Raw genomic sequence first — 18,984 nt, 5'->3', positions numbered from 1 at the left:
GATGACGTCCCCCTCCCGCCCCCCGCTCTATCTGGTCGACGACGACGAGGCCGTGCTCGACTCCCTGCGCTTCATGCTGGAAAGTTGCGACGAGCGGCAGCTGCTTAGCTTTGCCGATGGCGAGCGCTTTCTGGCAGAGGTCGATCTGCACCAGCCCGCCTGCCTCATCCTCGACTGCCGCATGCCGGGGCTCTCTGGCCCCGAGGTGCAGCAGCGGCTGAAGGCGGTCCAGAGCCCCATCGCCATCCTGTTTCTCACCGGCCACGGCGAGGTGCCACTGGCGGTGGAGTCCCTCAAGCAGGGGGCGGTGGATTTCTTGCAAAAGCCGGTGCAGCTGGTCCCCCTGCTCGCCGCCATCGAGCGGGCCGAGCAGGCGACGCTGAGTGCGGCCACCCGCCTCGCCCAGCTGGCCGCCTTTGAGCGCCTCACCCCGCGCGAACGCCAGTTGTTGCAGCTCATCGCCCGGGGCCACAAGAACCAGCAGATAGCGCAGGATCTCTGCATTTCGGTGCGCACCGTCGAGGTGTGCCGCGCCAGCCTGATGAAACGCCTGGCGGTGAACTCTCTCGCCGAGATGCTGCTGCGCTACGCGAAAGTGAACGAACAACCCTGAGTGGCCTGCAACCGTACAAAACGGGCAGGGATCACACATTTGGCGCTTCGATGGCGGTAGAGTGCCCTCTTCTCTTCACCAGGATCGCCCGGGTCCTGCGCCTTGTTTCGAGGACACATCATGGAACTGCTTCTGCTCAGCAACGGTAAAACCACAGAACACCCCGGCCTGCTCGGCTGGGCCCGCGACCGGGTGCAAACCCTGCTCGCTCGCAACCAGGTCAAGCGCATCCTGCTCATCCCCTACGCGGTGATCCGCAGCGACTGGGATGCCCGCGCCCGGGAGCTCACCGAGAGTCTGGGGGTGGACGCCATCAGCATCCATCACTTCGACGATCCGGTGGATGCCATCAACCGGGCCGACGCCATCTTCATCAGCGGCGGCAATACCTGGCTCCTGAACCAGCGGCTGCACGAGTATGGTCTGGTGGTCCCCATCCAGCGTGCGGTGCGCGAGCGGGGCGTGCCCTATGTGGGCTGGAGCGCCGGCTGCAACGTGGCCACCCCCAGCATCCGCACCACCAACGACATGCCGGTGTGCAGCGCCGTGGTGCTGCCTGCGCTGGGGCTCTTCCCCGTGCAGATCAACCCCCACTATCTGGACGCCAGCATCAGCGGCCACATGGGGGAGACCCGGGACGAGCGTCTGGCCGAGTTCTGCGCCATCAACCCGAGCGAATCCGTGGTGGCCCTGCGCGAGGCGAGCCTGTTGCAGATCGGCGGCGATCACATCGAGTACTGGAGTGCCCGGGGCGAGACCTTCAAGATATTCAAGCACGGCGAACCCATCCGGGAATACGGGGACGCTGCGCCTCTGGCAGCGCTCACCCCCTTCACGCCGGCACGCTGATCCTGCCAAACGACAGAGGGATGGCCTGCGCCATCCCTCTTTCTTTGTTGCTCGCCCCTTCGTGATTCACTCCAGAATGGCCATCTCCTCCCGAGAGCCGCTGCGCCCGGGAGCCCTCAGCAACACCACCAGCGGCACGGCGCACAGGCTGACCCACATCATCAGGCGAAAATCCTGCAGGTAGGCGAGCAGGCTGGCCTGCCGGGTCACCTCGCCGTTGATCATGGCCAGCCCCTTCGGCGTCATCAGCTCCGCCATGCCCCCGCCCTGATGCAGGTTGACATTGAACGGGGTGATGTAGGCGGCGAACGCCTCGTGGTTCATCTGGGATCGCTGGGCCAGATAGGTGATCACCACCGAGATGCCGATGCTGCTGCCGATGTTGCGCACCAGGCTGAACAGCGCCGTCCCCTCGTTGCGATAGCGCGGCGCCAGGGTCGCAAAGGTGATGGTGGAGAGGGGCACGAAGATGAAGCCGAGCCCCAGCCCCTGGATGATGCCGGTGCGCACTATGTCCCAGCTGCCGATGTCCGTGTTGAACAGGGTCATCTCCCACATGGAGAAGCTGGTGAGCAGCAGCCCTGACAGGATGAGGTAACGGGCGTCCACCCGGCCCGACAGCCTGCCCACCAGCATCATGGCAACCATGGTGCCCACCCCGCGCGGGGCGAGCAGGTAACCCACGTCGATCACCGGGTAACCCATCAGTCCCTGCATGAAAGGAGGCAGCAGCGTCATGGTCGCCAGCAAGATGATGCCGACGATGAAGATGAAGAGCAGACCGACGCTGAAATTGCGATCCCGGAACAGGGCCGGTTCTATGTAGGGGTGCGGGTGGGTGAAGATATGCACCACGAAGAGGTAGAACGCCATCACCATCAGGGCGGTCTCGATGACGATCTCCCGGCTGGCGAACCAGTTCTGGGACTCTCCCCTGTCCAGCGCCATCTGCAACGCCCCGATGCCGAGACTCAGCAGGGCGAACCCCAGCAGATCGAAGCGGCGGCTGGCATCGATCTTCGTCTCCTCGATGAAGGCGGCAAGCCCGAACCAGGCCAGCAGGCCGAACGGCAGGTTGATGTAGAAGACCCAGCGCCAGTTGTAGTACTCGGTGAGCCAGCCCCCCAGCGACGGCCCCAGAATGGGGCCCACCATGACCCCTATCCCCCAGAGCGCCATGGCGGAGCCGTGCTTCTCCGGCGGATAGGTGTCCAGCAGCACCGCCTGTGAGAGGGGCACCAGGCTGGCACCGAAAATCCCCTGAAGCAGGCGGAACAACACTATCTGATCCAGGCTCTGGGCCGCGCCGCACAGCATGGAGGCGACGGTAAAGCCCGCCACCGACCACATGAACAGCCTTTTTCGGCCAATTCTTGCCGAGATGAAACCGGTCAGCGGCATGAAGATGGCGGCCGCCACTATGTAGGAGGTGAGCACCCAGGAGATCTGATCCTGGGTCGCCCCCATGGCTCCCTGCATGTGGGGGAGGGCGACGTTGGCGATGGTGGTGTCCAGCGCCTGCATGATGGTCGCCACCATCACCGACAGGGTGATGAAGGTGCGACGGGAAGCCTGGTCTGCCTGCCCTGTGGCTGCGCTCGTCATATCAACCTCGACCTGACAGGCCAGGCAGGGTGCGCTGATGGCCGGTGTCTATCTCGGCGGTGGCACTCAGACCCGCCCTCAGGGTGGGCAGATCCGCTCCCGAATCCAGCTTGATCCTCACCGCCACCCGCTGGGCGATCTTGACCCAGTTGCCGGTGGCGTTCTGGGCCGGGATCACCGAAAACTCGGAGCCTGTGGCCGGGCTCAGGCTCTCCACCACCCCGGTCCAGTGCGCATCGGGGTAGGTATCCACACTGATGTCCACCTTTTGACCGGGCTGCACATGGGTCAGCTCCGTCTCGGTGAAGTTCGCCTCCACCCAGGGGGTGTCGGTCTCCACCAGCATCATGGCGGTCATGCCCACCAGATTGTACTGGCCGGGCTTGGGCAACTGGCTGGCGATGCCGTTGGCGGGGGCATAGATGGTGGTGCGAGCCAGATCCAGCCTGGCCTTGGCCAACTCGGCCGCGGCCTCCTGATAGGCGGGCTGCTGCTCCACCGGCAGGTTCACGTCCCCGCTGAGGGAGGCTTCAATCTTCTTGAGCCCCTCCTCCAGCGCCACCTGCTGCTGGGCGGTCTGTATGGTGAGCTGGCGGGCATCGTCGTAATTGGCGGTGGAGGTGAAGTGCCTGGTCACCAGATCCGCCTGGCGATGCTCCTCCTTCAGGGCATAGGCATGGCGGGTGCGGGCCACGGCGATCTCCGCCTGCTGGCCGCGATAACTGGTCTGCAACGCCACCAGATCGGTGCGCACCTTGGCAAGTTCCGCCTCGGCCTTGGCCACGGCGACCCGGAAGGACTCCTGATCCAGCTCGAACAGCGGCTGGCCGGCCCGGACCTGCTGGTTTTCCTCGACGAACACCTTGGCCACCCGGCCCAGCACCTCGGTGCTGATGGGGACCTTGTCCGCCTTCACATAGGCGTTGTCCGTCTCCACATAGCGCCCGCCTTGCAGGTAGATAACGCCCGCCCCGATCAGGGCCAGTGCCGGCACCACCACCAGCAACAGCAGGCGGGTGCGGCGCCGGTTGGCGGCGGGACGGGAGGAAGAGGGGGAATCAGTGGTCATGATATGGCTCCACGTTGGTTGGCATCACAGGAAAGCATCAGAGGTGGCCGAGGTTGGCACGCAGGATCTTGAGGGAGCGGCACAGTGCCTCGGTCGCCTCCTCCCCCAGCTCGCCGATGGCCCTCTGATGCACCAGATCGGACGCCTGTTTGATCATCGCCAGATAGGGGGTGGCCCCTTCGGTCAGATGGAGCTGATAGGCACGCCTGTCATGGGGGTCGCTGCGCCGCTCCACCAGGCCGCTCTCCGCCAGCTGATCGAGCTGACGGGCCAGGGTGATGGGCTGGATGTCGAGCCGCTCCGCCAGATCCACCTGGCGGATCCCTTCGCTGCGTGCAATGTGCACCAGAGCCCTGGCCTGGGCCAGGGTGAGACAGCTTCCCTCCAGCTGCTGCTGGAACTGGCGGCGCATCAGGCGCTGGACGTCGCCGATGAGAAAGCCAAGAGTGTCCGGTTGTTTGTTCATGATATGCAACCCATATAGTAAGCTTTACTTATTATATGCAAAGCGTATCCATGTGCAAGCTGGCCCCGGCCGCCGTTTGGGTTCATGCTGGGTGCCACCACCTCAACGGCAGGAGACACGTCATGGATATCAGGATGGAGCGGGACAGCCTGGGGGAGATAGCCGTCCCGGCGGACAGGCTCTGGGGGGCCCAGACCCAGCGCTCCCTGCATCACTTCAACATCTCGGGGGAGCGCCAGCCCATGGAGATCATCCATGCCCTGGCCCGCATCAAGTCCGCCTGCGCCCGGGTCAACCACGCCCTGGGGCTGCTGCCGGCCCGCAAGGCCCAGGCCATCATGGCCGCCGCCGACGAGGTGCTGTGCGGCCTGCACGACGCCGAGTTTCCGCTGATGGTGTGGCAGACCGGCTCCGGCACCCAGACCAACATGAACCTCAACGAGGTGCTGGCAAACCGGGCCAGCGAACTGCTCGGCGGCTCCCGGGGGGAAGCGCGGCTGGTGCATCCCAACGACGAGGTAAACAAGAGCCAGTCCAGCAACGATGTCTTCCCGAGCGCCATGAACCTGGCGGTGGTCACCGCCATCACGCAGCGGTTGCTGCCGGCCCTCGCTGCCCTGAAGCAGACCCTGGCAGGCAAGGCCGCCGCCTTCGACCACATCGTCAAGATTGGCCGCACCCATTTGCAGGATGCCACTCCCCTCACCCTGGGCCAGGAGATCTCCGGCTGGGTCGCCCAACTTGAACAGGGGGAGCGCCATCTACGGGCCGCCCTGCCCCATCTGTGCGAGCTGGCGCTCGGCGGCACCGCCGTGGGCACCGGCCTCAACTGCCCTCCCGGCTTTGCCGAGGCGGTGGCCAGGACCCTGGCCGAGCAGACCGGCCTGCCGCTGGTGAGCGCCCCCAACAAGTTCGAGGCCCTGGCGGCGAGTGACGCCCAGGTTCACGCCCACGGTGCCCTCAAGACGCTGGCAGCCTCCCTCATGAAGATCGCCAACGACGTGCGCTGGCTGGCGAGCGGCCCCCGCAGCGGGCTGGGGGAGCTGCTCATCCCCGAGAACGAGCCTGGATCCTCCATCATGCCCGGCAAGGTCAACCCGACCCAGAGCGAGGCCCTCACCATGCTCTGCGCCCAGGTGATGGGCAACGATGTGGCCATCAACATCGGCGGTGCCAGCGGCAACTTCGAGCTCAACGTGTTCAGGCCGATGATCGCCTACAACGTCCTGCAGAGCGTGCGGCTGCTGGGGGATGGCATGCAGAGCTTCCACGACCACTGCGCCGTCGGCATCACCCCGAACCAGGCCAGGATCGACGATCTGCTCTCCCGCTCCCTGATGCTGGTGACGGCCCTCAACCCCCATATCGGCTATGACAAGGCGGCCGAGATCGCCAAACGGGCGCACCATCAGGGGCTGAGTCTGCGGGAGGCGGCCATTGCCTCGGGCCACCTCAGCGCGGAGCAGTTTGATGCCTGGGTGATCCCCGCTGACATGGTGGGTCGCACGCCATAAGGCAGCTCAGCGCACGGCAATCCCATGCCCGGGGCATACCAGCTCAGGTGGCAGGCGCAGCAAATAGGGACTGTGATGGGCAATAAAGATGAAAAGGGCGCCATGGCGCCCTTTTCATTGCAGATCTGCCGTCAGGTCTTGCTCTGGCAGTTGAACATCCAGTGGGTGCCGAACTTGTCCACCAGGGATCCGAAATAGTCACCCCAGAACATCTCCGCCAGCGGCATCTCCACCTTGCCTCCCTCGGCCAGGGCTGCGAACAGGCGATCGGTCTCGCCCCGGCTGTCCGGCTCCAGGTTGAGGTAGCTGTTGTTGCCCTGCACCAGGGTGAACCCCATGCTGGCCGGAGCATCCGTGCCCATCAGCACGTGACCCCCGAGGATGGGCAGGGCCACATGCATCACCAGCTCCCCGTCTTCCTCCGACAGAGGGGGCTGACCCGGGCAACCCGGGGACTCCTTGAACCTGTGGATGGGGCCGCTGAAGTCACCGCCGAACACTTCGCGATAGAAGAGGAAAGCAGCCTCCGTCTCCCGGGCAAAATTGAGATAGGTACTGACACGCGCCATGGGTTTCTCCTTGTCACCGATAGCTGGCCCCTGTGGCCAGCTAACAGCATAGAAGAGCACGGGGCTCTGTCAGGTGGCGCTCCGCTCCCTTCTGCGCACGGGGGAGCCGCACTCACAACCCAGGTTCGGTCGAACACGCAAAAGTGCAACCCGATTTGCAGTGGGTTGCACCTCATATAGGCATTCATAAGATGCATTGCCAACCCATTAATAATGCTGTGAAAAGCGGACAAGCGGCGGGCTTGAAAGGAGCCTGATGGAGACCGGATTCATGGAAGAATTCAACAATGTAACCAATACATTAAAATTTCTTGCTTGAAGGTTGCACCTGGTTGCACCATCATCGGCGAAATTTAACCGTCCGGTAATATTGTTACCTTCTAGACACAGGAAGTCCCATGGCCACTACCACCCTCGGCGTCAAACTCGATGAAGCGACCCGCGACCGCCTCAAACAGGCTGCGCAGACCCTGGATCGCACTCCCCACTGGCTGATCAAGCAAGCCATCTTCACCTATCTGGAGCAACTGGATCGCGGTCTGACCCCGCCCGAGCACTCCGGGCTGGCTGCCGCCGCCGGGGAAGAGGCCGTCGAGACCCTGACCGAGCAGGGCATCCAGGTCTTCCTCGAGTTTGCCGAGAGCATTCTGCCCCAGTCCGTGCTGCGGGCCGCCATCACGGGGGCTTATCGCCGCCCCGAGACCGAAGCCGTCCCCATGCTGCTGGAGCAGGCCCGTCTGCCCAAGGAGAAGGCTGACGCGACCCAGAAGCTGGCCATGGGCATCGCCGAGAAGCTGCGCAACCAGAAGAGCGCCAGCGGCCGTCAGGGCCTGGTGCAGGGGCTGCTTCAGGAGTTCTCCCTCTCCTCCCAGGAAGGGGTGGCCCTGATGTGCCTGGCGGAGGCGCTGCTGCGCATCCCCGACAAGGCGACCCGGGATGCCCTCATCCGCGACAAGATAAGCGGCGGCAACTGGAGCCAGCACCTGGGCCAGAGCACCTCATTGTTCGTCAACGCGGCCTCCTGGGGTCTGCTCATCACCGGCAAGCTGGTGGCCACCTACAACGAGGCGGGCATGAACAGCTCCCTCAAGGGACTCATCGGCAAGGGGGGTGAGCCGCTCATCCGCAAGGGCGTCGACATGGCGATGCGCCTGATGGGTGAGCAGTTCGTCACCGGCGAGACCATCGCCGAGGCGCTGGCGAACGCAGGCGGCATGGAGAGCAAGGGGTTCCGCTACTCCTACGACATGCTGGGGGAAGCGGCCCTGACCGAGGAGGACGCCAAACGCTATCTGGCCTCCTACGAGCAGGCCATCCACGCCATCGGCAAGGCCTCCCACGGTCGCGGCATCTACGAGGGGCCGGGTATCTCCATCAAGCTCTCCGCCCTGCATCCGCGCTACAGCCGCGCCCAGTACGATCGCGTCATGGAGGAGCTCTACCCCACCTTGCTGGGCCTGACCCAGCTCGCCAGGCAGTATGACATCGGCATCAACATCGACGCCGAGGAGGCCGATCGCCTGGAGATCTCCCTCGATCTGCTGGAGAAGCTCTGCTTCGATCCGTCCCTCGCCGACTGGAACGGCATCGGCTTCGTCATCCAGGCCTATCAGAAGCGCTGCCCCTATGTGATCGACTACGTCATCGATCTCGCCAAGCGCAGCCGTCACCGCCTGATGATCCGTCTGGTGAAGGGCGCCTACTGGGACAGCGAGATCAAGCGCGCCCAGCAGGAAGGGCTGGAAGGCTACCCGGTCTATACCCGCAAGCCCTACACGGATGTCTCCTACCTCGCCTGCGCCCGCAAGCTGCTGGCGGTGCCCGAGGCCATCTATCCCCAGTTCGCCACCCACAACGCCCACTCCCTGTCTGCCATCTATCAGCTGGCGGGTCAGAACTACTACCCGGGCCAGTATGAGTTCCAGTGCCTGCACGGCATGGGTGAACCGCTCTACGAACAGGTGGTCGGCAAGGTGGCCGACGGCAAGCTGGGTCGCCCCTGCCGCATCTATGCCCCGGTGGGCAGCCATGAGACCCTGCTCGCCTACCTGGTGCGCCGCCTGCTGGAGAACGGGGCTAACACCTCCTTCGTCAACCGCATCGCGGACAACAACATCTCCCTCTCGGATCTGGTGCAGGATCCGGTGCAGCAGATCGAGCAGATGGCCGCCCGTGAAGGGACCCTGGGTCTGCCCCATCCGCGCATCCCCCTGCCACGGGATCTCTACGGCGAGGCGCGCCCGAACTCCGCAGGTCTGGATCTCGCGAACGAGCACCGCCTGGGGTCGCTCTCCGCCGCCCTGCTCGCCAGCACCAACACCGCCTATCAGGCCGTGCCCACGCTGGGTTGCGACACCGAGGCGCCGACCCAGTTCCAACCCGTGCTCAACCCGGCGGATCACCGCGATGTCGTCGGTCAGGTGAGCGAAGCCACGGTAGCGCTGGTGGACAAGGCGCTCGCCTGCTCCCTCACGAGCGGCCAGATCTGGCAGTCCACCCCGCCAGCCGAGCGGGCCGCCGTGCTGGACAGGGCAGCCGATCTGATGGAATCCGAACTGCAACCCCTGATGGGCCTGCTGGTTCGCGAATCCGGCAAGACCTTCGCCAACGCCATCGCCGAGGTACGCGAGGCGGTGGACTTCCTGCGCTACTACGCCGCCCAGGCGCGCAACCACTTCGCCAACGACACCCACAGACCGCTCGGCCCCGTGGTCTGCATCAGCCCCTGGAACTTCCCGCTGGCCATCTTCAGCGGCCAGGTGTGCGCGGCCCTGGCCGCCGGCAATACGGTGCTGGCCAAGCCTGCCGAGCAGACCCCCCTCATCGCGGCACAAGCAGTGCGCATCCTGCTGGAAGCGGGGGTTCCCGCCGGTGCGGTGCAACTGCTGCCGGGCCGTGGAGAGACCGTGGGTGCGGCGCTCATCGCGGACGAACGGGTGCGCGGCGTCATGTTCACCGGCTCCACCGAGGTGGCGGGCATCATCTCCCGCAACCTGGCCGGTCGCCTCGACGCCCAGGGTCGCACCACTCCCCTCATCGCCGAGACCGGCGGCCAGAACGCCATGATCGTCGACTCTTCCGCCTTGACCGAACAGGTGGTGATGGATGTCATCTCCTCGGCGTTCGACAGCGCCGGTCAGCGCTGCTCCGCCCTGCGAGTGCTGTGCGTGCAGGATGACGTGGCGGATCGGGTGATCCGGATGCTCAAGGGCGCCATGGCCGAGTACAAGGTCGGCAGCCCCGAGCACCTCTCCACCGACATCGGCCCCGTCATCGACGCCGAGGCCAAGACCAACATCGAACGCCACATCAAGGCCATGGGCGACAAGGGGCGCAAGGTGCACCAGATCGCCCGCACCCAGGGGGATGCCTGCAGCCGCGGCACCTTCGTGCTGCCGACCCTGATCGAGCTCGACAGCCTGGACGAACTGGGACGCGAAGTGTTCGGCCCTGTGCTGCACCTGGTCCGCTACCCGCGCACCCGGCTCGGGGAGCTGCTCGAGCAGATCAACGGCAGCGGTTACGGCCTGACCCTGGGTGTCCATACCCGCATCGACGAGACCATCGCCCAGGTGGTGAATGTGGCCAAGGTGGGCAACCTCTACGTCAACCGCAACATCGTGGGCGCCGTGGTCGGGGTGCAACCCTTCGGTGGGGAAGGGCTTTCCGGCACCGGTCCCAAGGCCGGTGGCCCGCTCTACATGTATCGCCTGCTCGGCGCCCGTCCCCAGGAGGCGGTGGCCAACCAGCTGCACCAGGAGTCCGGTTCCCTGCATGCCGAGGCGAAAGCCCCCCTCGTGGCCCTGCGCGACTGGGCGAGCAAGCAGGATCCGGCCCTCGCCGCCCTGTGCGATCACTACGCCGCGATCTCCCAGAGCGGCCGTACCCAGTTGCTGATCGGCCCCACCGGCGAGCGCAACAGCTACAGCCTGCTGCCCCGGGAACGGGTGCTCTGTCTTGCCCAGGAGAAGGCCGACCTGCTGGCCCAGCTGGCCGCCTGTCTGGCGGTCGGCAGCCAGGTGCTGCTGCCGGACGATGCCCAGACACGCGCCCTGCTCTCTTCCCTGCCGACCGAGGCGCGGGATCCCATTGCGCTGGTGGCGGACTGGGCCACGGGGGAGACGGACTTCGATGCCCTGCTGCACCACGGCGACTCGGATCAGTTGCGGGAGGTGAGCAAGCTCGCCGCCGCGCGCCAGGCAGCCCGTAACGGCGCCATCATCGGTGTGCACGGCCTGCATCGCGGCGAGACCGACATCCCGCTGGAGCGCCTGCTCATCGAGCACGCCCTCTCGGTCAACACCGCCGCCGCCGGTGGCAACGCCAGCCTGATGACCATAGGCTAAGCGCCGCATAGTAACGGAGACTCAAGCCCCACCAATGCGGGGCTTGTTCTTTCGTCTCTGGGACACGCCCATGAAAAAGGCCGCCCTTGTCGGGGCGGCCTTTTTGTTCTCCCTTCTCCCCTCGCGGGAGAAGGGTCGGGGATGAGGGGCGACTCGCCTACACATACTCCATAAACACCCGGGAAGTGAGCTTGGTGATGAGCTCATAGGGAATGGTGCCGATCTGGTCGGCCACCCGCTCCACCGGCAGCCCTTCCCCCCAGAGCACCGCCTCGTCACCGGCCTTGTCGGTGGCGCCGGGACCGAGATCCACTGTCGTCATGTCCATGGAGACGCGACCCACCAGCGGTACGATGCGGCCGTTGACCAGCACCGGCGTGCCGTTGGGGGCCATGCGCGGATAACCGTCGCCATAGCCGATGGCAATCACCCCGAGCCGGGTATCGCGATCCGACACCCAGTTGGCCCCATAGCCCACCGGCTCGCCCGCCTTGTGATCCCGCACTGCAATCAGTTGTGTCTTGAGGGTCATCACCGGCTGCAGGTCGTAATCCGCCGCCACCGTATTGGGGAACGGCGAGACGCCATAGAGGATGACGCCGGGGCGCACCCAGTCGCAGTGGGAATCCGGCCACGCCAGGATGCCTGCCGAGTTGGCCATGGCGCGCTCGCCCGACAGCGGCGCAGTCAGCTGGCTGAACAAGTCGATCTGCTCGCGGGTGGTGGGTTGCTCCAGCTCATCGGAGCGGCTGAAGTGGGTCATGACGTTGAACGGCTGCACCACGTTCTTGCACTTGCCGAGGCGCTCGATAAAGACGGGCATCTCCTCGGCCCGTACCCCGAGGCGGTGCATGCCGGTGTCGAGCTTGAGCCAGGCCACCACGGGAGCAGGCAGCTCCGCCTGCTCCAGCGCTTCGAGCTGCTCCCAGGTGTGCACCGCGGTCTGCAGGTTGTTGGCCGCCAGCACCGGCAGGTCGGCGGCGCTGAAGAAGCCCTCCAGCAGCACGATGGGCTTGACCACGGCGCAGGAGCGCAGCATCAGCGCCTCTTCGATGCGGGCCACCGCGTAGGCGTCCGCATCCACAAGGGTGCGGGCGACCGGCAGCAGGCCGTGGCCATAGGCGTTGGCCTTGACCACGGCAATGATCTTGCATTGGGGGGCGTGGCGTTTGACCACAGCGAGGTTGTGGCGCAGGGCCGCTGTATTGATCTGGGCGATAGCCGCTTTCATCTGTTTTCCCTTACGAGGGCATGATAATCAGGCACCGGGTGGTGTCAGCCCTCAAATCTCATCGTCTAAGGCCGGACCGGCAGAATTGTCGAACCGGGAAAACTGTTTATGGATGCCGGGAGCAGGCTCCCGGCTTACTTAGTAGTCATCATCAAACGCCGGGCCCGCGTAGTTGTCAAAGCGCGAGAACTGACCCTGGAAGGTGAGCCGCACTCGTCCTATGGGGCCGTTACGCTGCTTGCCGATGATGATCTCGGCGATCCCCTTGTCGGGGCTGTCGTCGTGATAGACCTCGTCGCGGTAGATGAACATGATCAAGTCCGCATCCTGCTCGATGGAGCCGGATTCCCGCAGATCCGAGTTGACCGGGCGCTTGTCGGCACGCTGTTCCAGGCTTCGGTTCAGCTGGGAGAGCGCCACCACGGGGCACTGCAGCTCTTTCGCCAGCGCCTTGAGGGAGCGGGAGATTTCACCGATTTCCAGAGTTCGGTTGTCAGACAGCGCCGGCACCCGCATCAGTTGCAGGTAGTCCACCATGATCATGCTGATGCCGCCGTTGTCCCGCGCCACCCTGCGGGCACGGGAGCGCACTTCGGTCGGGGTGAGGCCGGAGGAGTCGTCGATGTACATCTTCCCCTTCTCCAGCAGCAGCCCCATGGTGGAGGAGAGCCGCGCCCAATCCTCGTCGTCGAGCTGGCCGGTCCGCACCTTGGTCTGGTCGATGCGCCCCACGGAGGCGAGCATACGCATGATGATCTGCTCGGAGGGCATCTCGAGGGAGAAGATCAGCACCGGCTTGTCGGCGGTGAGGGCCGCGTGCTCGCACAGGTTCATGGCAAAGGTGGTCTTGCCCATGGAGGGACGAGCGGCGACGATGACCAGATCCGAACGCTGCAGGCCGGCGGTCATCTTGTCCAGATCGTTGTAGCCGGACGACACGCCGGTCACCCCGTTGTGGGGGGTCTTGAACAGCTCTTCAATCTTGTCGACGGTCTGCTCGAGGATGAGCTTGAGCGGCTGGGGGCCCTCGTTGGCGCTGGTGCGCTGCTCGGCGATCTGGAACACCTTGCTCTCGGCAAGATCCAGCAGATCGTTGGAGGTACGGCCCTGGGGCTCGTAGCCCGCTTCGACTATCTCGTTGGCGACCGAGATCATCTCCCGCACCACCGCCCGCTCACGCACGATCTCGGCGTAGGCGCTGATGTTGGCGGCACTCGGGGTGTTCTTGGCGATCTCCACCAGATAGGCGAAGCCACCGGCCTCTTCCAGTTGCTCGGAGCGCTCGAGCTCCTCCTGCAGAGTGATAAGGTCGATGGGGTTACCCGCATTGGAGAGGCGGGTCATGGCCTGGAAGATCAGGCGGTGCGGACGGCTGTAGAAATCCTTGTCGATCACCCGTTCGGCGACCCGATCCCAGGCCTCGTTGTCCAGCATCAGGCCGCCCAGTACGGACTGTTCGGCCTCAAAAGAGTGGGGAGGTACTTTCAGCTGTTGTGTCTTGGCGTCTTTTTTCGCCGTCACTTGCTCTGCCATACACATAAAAACCGCAGCGGGAAGGGGACGGGAATTTTACAAAAGAAACCCCGCCATCGCGAGTGCTAATACGTCCCGTCATCGCATCCGGCGACAAGACGGGACCCTGGCCTCGTCAGCGTCATCCACTTCTGCGCCGCAGGCCTGCCTCACAGTACGAGAAAGGGCCAGACCAGGGTCTGATCTTTCGTTCTTGCTCTTTGCTTGTTGCGCAACCTGCGCACCGAGCGACTCGGCCGTCTGTGTCTCATGGGTGCCCCCCTGTCGGACGACTCAATCTGTTCATGAATAATTCATGCCATCCGTGATAATCATACCCGCAAGCTGCAACACAAAAAGGGACTGGCAGCCTGCCATGCGCCTCGCTGAGCTTGCACAAGCAGAGCATGCCCCCACCTACATGAGAGTGAAAGAGTCAAAATGAAAAAGATGCTGACCCTGTTTGCCCTGATCCTGGCCATTGGCCTTGGGGCACCCATCGCCGAGGCCAAGAAACTTGGTGGCGGCAAATCCTTTGGCAAGAGCTACAAGACGGCCCCGGCCCAACCTGCGGCCAAGCCGGTCGACACCAAGAACCCGACCGTGGGCGCCCAGGCACCCAAGAAAGGCGGCATGATGGGCGGCCTGCTGGGTGGTCTGCTGGCCGGCGGCCTGTTTGCCTACCTGCTGGGCAGCGGTGCCTTCGAAGGTCTGCAAGGGATGGACTTCCTGTTGATCGCCCTGCTGGCACTGGGCGGTGTCTTCCTGTTCCGAGCCCTGCGCAGGAACAAGGCGGCAGCGGCCCAGCCACAGACGGCCTATGCGGGTTATCAACCGCCCCAGAGCGCGGCCCCCCAGCAGTTCGAGCAAAGCCACAGCGCCCCGCAGGCCACCGGTTTTGCCGACAGCGACGTGCCCTTCCGTCTGCCCCCGGGCTTTGACATGAACGGCTTCCTGGCCGGTGCCCGCGATCACTACCGCACCCTGCAAGAGGCCTGGAACAAGAACGACCTGGAGAAGATCCGCGAGTACGTGAGCCCCGAGCTGTTCGAGCACCTCAAGGCCGAACGCGCCGAGCTCTCCGGTGAGCAGCACACCGAGGTGATGTACGTGGACACCCAGCTGGTCCGTGCCGACTACGGCAGCGACTGGGCCCAGGTGAGCGTGCGCTTCAGCGGCCGCTACATGGACCGTCAGGAGCAGGTCGAGGAGGACATCAAGGAGGTGTGGCACCTCGAGCGTGATCTCGCCAAGGACAATGCCCCCTGGCATATCGTCGGCATCGAGCAGCTCTAAGGCTCAACCGACCCATTTCATCAAGGCGACCTCAGGGTCGCCTTTTTATTGCCATCAGATCGTGTCATGCCCTATTTCGGGGCAGCTTCCCGTGGCCGGATATATTTCCCGAGAGACACTGCTGATGACATTGAAAATAAAAAGAGAGGCAGCCATGGCTGCCTCTCTTTTTTATTGGCTCGGGGTACAGGGATTATTTGCAACCCTCTACCGAGGTGGAGTTGATATAGCTGACCTCGCCTGCTGGCTGATAATCGGCGACCTGAATGGTCTTCTTCGCCGCGATATAATCCTTCAGCACACCGGCATCCACCAGACCGGCATTGATGGTGTCGATCTTCGGATAACCGTCACCACCGGCCGCGCTGAAGCTCGGGATGGAGAAGCTGTAGGTTGCTGCCGGATCGAAGGCCTTCCCGCCGATGGTGGCGATGTCTACGCTCTTGGCCTGGCAATCCACCGTCATCTTGATGCCGCCGAACTGGGCATAGCCACCGGTATTGGCGGTCTTGGTCGCGACCTGACCCAGGTAGGTCAGCAGCTCGTTGCCGCTCATGGTCGCCTTGTTGACGGTGTTGCCGAACGGATGCACGGTCAGCACGTCACGGTAGCTGATGTCCCCTGCCGCGATGGAGGCACGCACCCCGCCGGAGTTGACGATGCCAAAGTCGGTGCTCAGCTTCTCGGCAGTCGCGGTGGTGATGAGACGACCCAGGTTGGTCTGCTTGTTGCGCACGTTGGCGCGCTCACCGTCCAGTACGCCATCGGTGGCACCGATGACCACACCCAGCTCCTGCTGTCCCTTCTCCTGATAGGTGAGCAGGGTGTTGTAGAGCTCGGGATCCTTGACGATCTCTTCCTGAATGAAATCACCGTCCGCATTCTTCAGGTTGACCGGGATCAGATCGTACTGGGTCAGGGTCAGCTTGCCATTCTGATAGTCAAACTGGGCACGACCCACATACTTGCCCCACTCGTGAGCCTGCATGATCCAGGTGCCGTTCTGCTGATCCGGCTGGCAGTCGTCGCCCGGCTTGAAGTCGGCGTACTTGTCCGGGGTGCCCGGCTCCATGCAGACCGGGTTCTGGGAGTGACCACCGATGATTGCGTCCAGGGTGCCTGCCGGCAGCGCACGGGCCATTTCCACGTCACCCGGTGCGTTGCTGCCGTGCTGACCATTCTCGTAATGGCCCATGTGGGTGATGGCAAGAACCAGGTTCGCCTCTTTGTTGTCGCGGATCTGCTTGCCGAGATTGGCGGCTTCCGTGGTCGGATCGCGGAACTCGAGGGTCTGGACGTTGTTGGGATCCACCAACTGGGCGGTGTCCTCTGTGGTCAGACCCAGCACGGCGACCTTGAGGCCGCTTTCCAGCTTGAACACCTTGTAGGGATCGAAGTAGCGCTTGCCGCTCGTCTTGTCATAGATGTTGGCGGAGATCATCGGGAACTGGGCCCACTGACGCTGTTTCTCGAGGATGGTCAGGGGGTTGTCGAACTCGTGGTTGCCCACCGCCATGGCATCGTAACGGATGCTGTTCATGGCCATGAAGTCCGGCTCTGCATCCTGCAGATCCGACTCTGGCACCCCGGTGTTGACGTCACCGCCGGAGAGCACCAGCACTTCGCTGCCCGCCGCTTTCGCCTCGGCACGCAGCCGCTCGACCAGGGTCTTCTGGGCCGCCATGCCATATTCGCCCTTGTCGTTGTGCCAGAAACGACCGTGGGTATCATTGGTATGCAAAATGGTCAGCTTGCAGACATTTTCGGTGCAGGGGGCGACGCTGTCGTTGCTTGAGGTATTGCAGCCGCTCAATGCGGCAAGCACTGCCAGTGCGATACTTCCTTTGACAAATTTATAATTCATTTCCATATCACCTTGTTATTTTGTTATTGGACGACCCTATCCAGGATCGGGCGGTAATATAACAAACAACATGTGACGGTTTTTCATCGGCGACTCACAAATTCCGCCAAATGTGATCATCCACGCAACCTGTTTCCCCTATTTGGAACAGAGGCACCCCACTCGCAGAGCAATTTCCCCCATGATGGCAGCCCGCCGGTAACGGTTATGGCATACTGCCCGCCAATCAATGCCAAGGAGTGCCTGGAATGGCCAAGTACGACAAAATTTCCACCGAAACCCAGCAGGAGGCGATGAAGATCGCCCGTGCCAACCAGAAGCCGGGGCAGACCAAGGAGCAAACCCAGCTCATCGCCCAGGGGATCCAGAAGGGCATCGACGAATACAAGAAACAGATGAAGGCGAAGGCCCGCGAGGCCAGCCGCCAGAAGAAACTGCAAGCCAAAGCCAGGCACCCTTCCCAAGAGACGCCGGAAGAGGAGAGCGAAGCCGAGGTCATCGAGCTCACCCGCCAGCACCCGCTGCCCTGGATCCTGCTGGTACTGAGCTGGCTGGTATTTGCCGTGCTCTGGTTCTGGTTCCGCTGATCCTGCCCAGGCAAACCTTTGCCCTGCGATCCGCTTCACAGCCCGGGCGCGGGGGACTGGTCATTCCCCACCCGGACTGCCTACACTCTGCCCCCCTTGTCAGGAGACACTCATCATGAACCCGGCCCCGCTCTATCTGCTGGCTCCCCTCGCCCTCTTCCTCGTGACCCTGGTGCTCTATCGCATCTCGCCACTGCGGGCGGTTGCCGCCGGCCATGCCCGCTGGTTTATCCTGCCCGCCTTCACCCTCTTTATCCTGCTCATCGTCATCAATGGCGCTGCGGATCCCGCCCTGAGAAGCCCTGCTTTCCACTGGCTGATGCCGGGGTTCGGCTTTGCCCTGAGCCTGTTCCCTGCCCTGCCCAAGGCACTGGTACCGCGCCTGGCTATCAAGGAGGGAGCCTTTGCTGCCCTGGGTCTGATGCTGATGAGCCTTGCCATGGTCTACTGATCGGCAAGCGCTGGCGTCACGATGGCGCCAGCCCCCTTCTTGTACAAAGAATGGCCTTCAGGCATCTTGGTGGGCGGATAACCGGCATGGAGGCCAGATGAACAATCCGCCCGATTTCATGGCACTGTGGGATTATCAGGATCCCGTTGCCAGCGCCCAGCGTTTTCAAGCACTGCTGCCCGAGGCGCGTGCCGCCAACCTGCAATGGGAGCTGGAGCTCCTCACCCAGATAGCCCGCACCCATTCGCTGCAACGCCAGTTTGCACAGGCGCACCAGCTGCTCGACGAGATAGAACCCCGCCTCACCGAGGCGACTCCACGGGCCCGCCTGCGCGCCTTGCTGGAGCGTGGCCGCACCTTCAACTCCGCCGGTGACAAGGCCAGCGCCAGAGCCCTGTTTGAACAGGCCTGGCAACTGGGAGAGCAGTACGAAGAGCACTATCTGGCCATCGATGCGGCCCACATGGTGGCCATCGCCGCCCCCCTGGAGGAGCAGAGCCACTGGCACCAGCTGGCGATGATCCTGGCCGAGCGCAGTCACGACAAGCGGGCGCGAGGCTGGCTCGCCACCCTCTATAACAATCAGGGCTGGACCCTGTTCGAGCTGGGTCGCCTCGACGAGGCCATCGCCTGTCAGCAAAAGTGCCTGGCCTGGCACGAGCAGCACAACAACCAGGGCAAAGCCTTTATCGCCCGCTGGAGTCTGGCGCGCCTGAGCCGGGCCCAGGATCGCCATGAACAGGCCATGGCCGAACTGGCGCAGTTGCGCGACGACATGGCCGCCGCAGGCACCCCCGAGGATGGCTATGTGTTCGAGGAGCTGGGGGAGAATGCGCTCGTGCTCAATGATCCCGCGGCAACCGAGTACTTTGCCCGTGCCTGGTTTCTGCTGTCACAGGATGGCTGGTTCACCGCCAACGAGGCAGAACGACTGGCCAGGCTCAAGCTGCTCGCCAAACTCTGATAAGCGTGCGGGGCGACCAATTGGCCGCCCCGCACATCAGCATGTCTG

General features: G+C 63.8%; 15 protein-coding genes. 8 read left to right on the top strand and 7 right to left on the bottom strand.

The genetic code is table 11. The features are described from left to right. Position 1: 1 nt before the first annotated feature. Together AB5Y93_RS05615 and pepE are read left to right on the top strand one after the other, a co-directional pair. Positions 2–613: a response regulator transcription factor gene (locus AB5Y93_RS05615; protein ID WP_368228940.1), complete on the top strand. Its 612-nt coding sequence runs from the start codon at positions 2–4 to the stop codon at positions 611–613. Between the two features lie 120 nt (positions 614–733). Then, complete coding sequence (gene pepE / locus AB5Y93_RS05610; protein WP_048208247.1) at positions 734–1,462, top strand: dipeptidase PepE; 729 nt, start codon at positions 734–736, stop codon at positions 1,460–1,462. Positions 1,463–1,528: 66 nt separating this feature from the next. On the opposite strand, the gene AB5Y93_RS05605 is transcribed toward pepE, so the two are convergent. Genes AB5Y93_RS05605 through AB5Y93_RS05595 form a run of 3 tightly spaced genes read right to left on the bottom strand, consistent with a single transcriptional unit; the run spans position 1,529 to position 4,602 of the window. Then, the gene (locus tag AB5Y93_RS05605; protein ID WP_103858720.1) at positions 1,529–3,067 is read right to left on the bottom strand and encodes a DHA2 family efflux MFS transporter permease subunit; all 1,539 of its coding nucleotides are present in this window, start codon (positions 3,065–3,067) and stop codon (positions 1,529–1,531) included. 1 nt (position 3,068) lies between these two features. Next, the gene (locus AB5Y93_RS05600; protein WP_201955952.1) at positions 3,069–4,136 is read right to left on the bottom strand and encodes an HlyD family secretion protein; all 1,068 of its coding nucleotides are present in this window, start codon (positions 4,134–4,136) and stop codon (positions 3,069–3,071) included. Between the two features lie 37 nt (positions 4,137–4,173). Next, a complete protein-coding gene (locus tag AB5Y93_RS05595; RefSeq protein WP_010673264.1) occupies positions 4,174–4,602 on the bottom strand; it encodes a MarR family winged helix-turn-helix transcriptional regulator in 429 nt (142 codons plus the stop codon). 122 nt (positions 4,603–4,724) lie between these two features. Here AB5Y93_RS05595 and fumC point away from each other — a divergent pair, with 122 nt between their 5' ends. Beyond that, a complete protein-coding gene (gene fumC, locus AB5Y93_RS05590) occupies positions 4,725–6,116 on the top strand; it encodes a class II fumarate hydratase (protein ID WP_368228939.1) in 1,392 nt (463 codons plus the stop codon). A 131-nt stretch (positions 6,117–6,247) separates the two neighbouring features. Here fumC and AB5Y93_RS05585 read toward each other — a convergent pair whose 3' ends face one another. Continuing rightward, entirely contained in the window at positions 6,248–6,685 is a 438-nt protein-coding gene (locus tag AB5Y93_RS05585) for a VOC family protein (RefSeq protein ID WP_041211205.1), read from the bottom strand. Positions 6,686–7,083: 398 nt separating this feature from the next. On the opposite strand from AB5Y93_RS05585, the gene putA reads away from it, so the two are divergent. Beyond that, positions 7,084–11,031 carry a trifunctional transcriptional regulator/proline dehydrogenase/L-glutamate gamma-semialdehyde dehydrogenase gene (putA, locus tag AB5Y93_RS05580; protein ID WP_368228938.1) on the top strand — a complete coding sequence of 1,316 codons (3,948 nt, stop codon included), beginning with the start codon at positions 7,084–7,086 and terminating at the stop codon, positions 11,029–11,031. Positions 11,032–11,188: 157 nt separating this feature from the next. Here putA and alr read toward each other — a convergent pair whose 3' ends face one another. Continuing rightward, positions 11,189–12,262: an alanine racemase gene (gene alr, locus AB5Y93_RS05575; RefSeq protein WP_069651807.1), complete on the bottom strand. Its 1,074-nt coding sequence runs from the start codon at positions 12,260–12,262 to the stop codon at positions 11,189–11,191. A gap of 138 nt (positions 12,263–12,400) precedes the next feature. Further along, the gene (gene dnaB, locus AB5Y93_RS05570) at positions 12,401–13,795 is read right to left on the bottom strand and encodes a replicative DNA helicase (RefSeq protein ID WP_039040054.1); all 1,395 of its coding nucleotides are present in this window, start codon (positions 13,793–13,795) and stop codon (positions 12,401–12,403) included. A gap of 420 nt (positions 13,796–14,215) precedes the next feature. On the opposite strand from dnaB, the gene AB5Y93_RS05565 reads away from it, so the two are divergent. After that, entirely contained in the window at positions 14,216–15,070 is an 855-nt protein-coding gene (locus AB5Y93_RS05565; protein WP_010673257.1) for a Tim44 domain-containing protein, read from the top strand. Between the two features lie 193 nt (positions 15,071–15,263). Here AB5Y93_RS05565 and ushA read toward each other — a convergent pair whose 3' ends face one another. Next, positions 15,264–16,934, bottom strand: coding sequence for a bifunctional UDP-sugar hydrolase/5'-nucleotidase UshA (ushA, locus tag AB5Y93_RS05560; protein WP_041211202.1), 1,671 nt, complete (start codon positions 16,932–16,934; stop codon positions 15,264–15,266). A 248-nt stretch (positions 16,935–17,182) separates the two neighbouring features. Here ushA and AB5Y93_RS05555 point away from each other — a divergent pair, with 248 nt between their 5' ends. The 3 genes from AB5Y93_RS05555 (at position 17,183) to AB5Y93_RS05545 (ending at position 18,936) form a co-directional block, all read left to right on the top strand. Continuing rightward, positions 17,183–17,521: a DUF2956 domain-containing protein gene (locus AB5Y93_RS05555; RefSeq protein WP_368228937.1), complete on the top strand. Its 339-nt coding sequence runs from the start codon at positions 17,183–17,185 to the stop codon at positions 17,519–17,521. A 115-nt stretch (positions 17,522–17,636) separates the two neighbouring features. Beyond that, positions 17,637–17,972 (top strand): hypothetical protein, encoded by a 336-nt coding sequence (locus tag AB5Y93_RS05550; protein WP_010673254.1) that lies wholly within the window; start codon positions 17,637–17,639, stop codon positions 17,970–17,972. A 97-nt stretch (positions 17,973–18,069) separates the two neighbouring features. Next, positions 18,070–18,936, top strand: coding sequence for a tetratricopeptide repeat protein (locus AB5Y93_RS05545; RefSeq protein ID WP_368228936.1), 867 nt, complete (start codon positions 18,070–18,072; stop codon positions 18,934–18,936). Positions 18,937–18,984 lie beyond the last annotated feature (48 nt).

Source organism: Aeromonas sp. R10-1 (genome assembly GCF_040908465.1).
Taxonomy (GTDB): Bacteria; Pseudomonadota; Gammaproteobacteria; order Enterobacterales; family Aeromonadaceae; genus Aeromonas; species Aeromonas caviae.
Note: the sequence above shows the minus strand (reverse complement) of the source record. Positions and strands in the feature narration are given on the sequence as shown.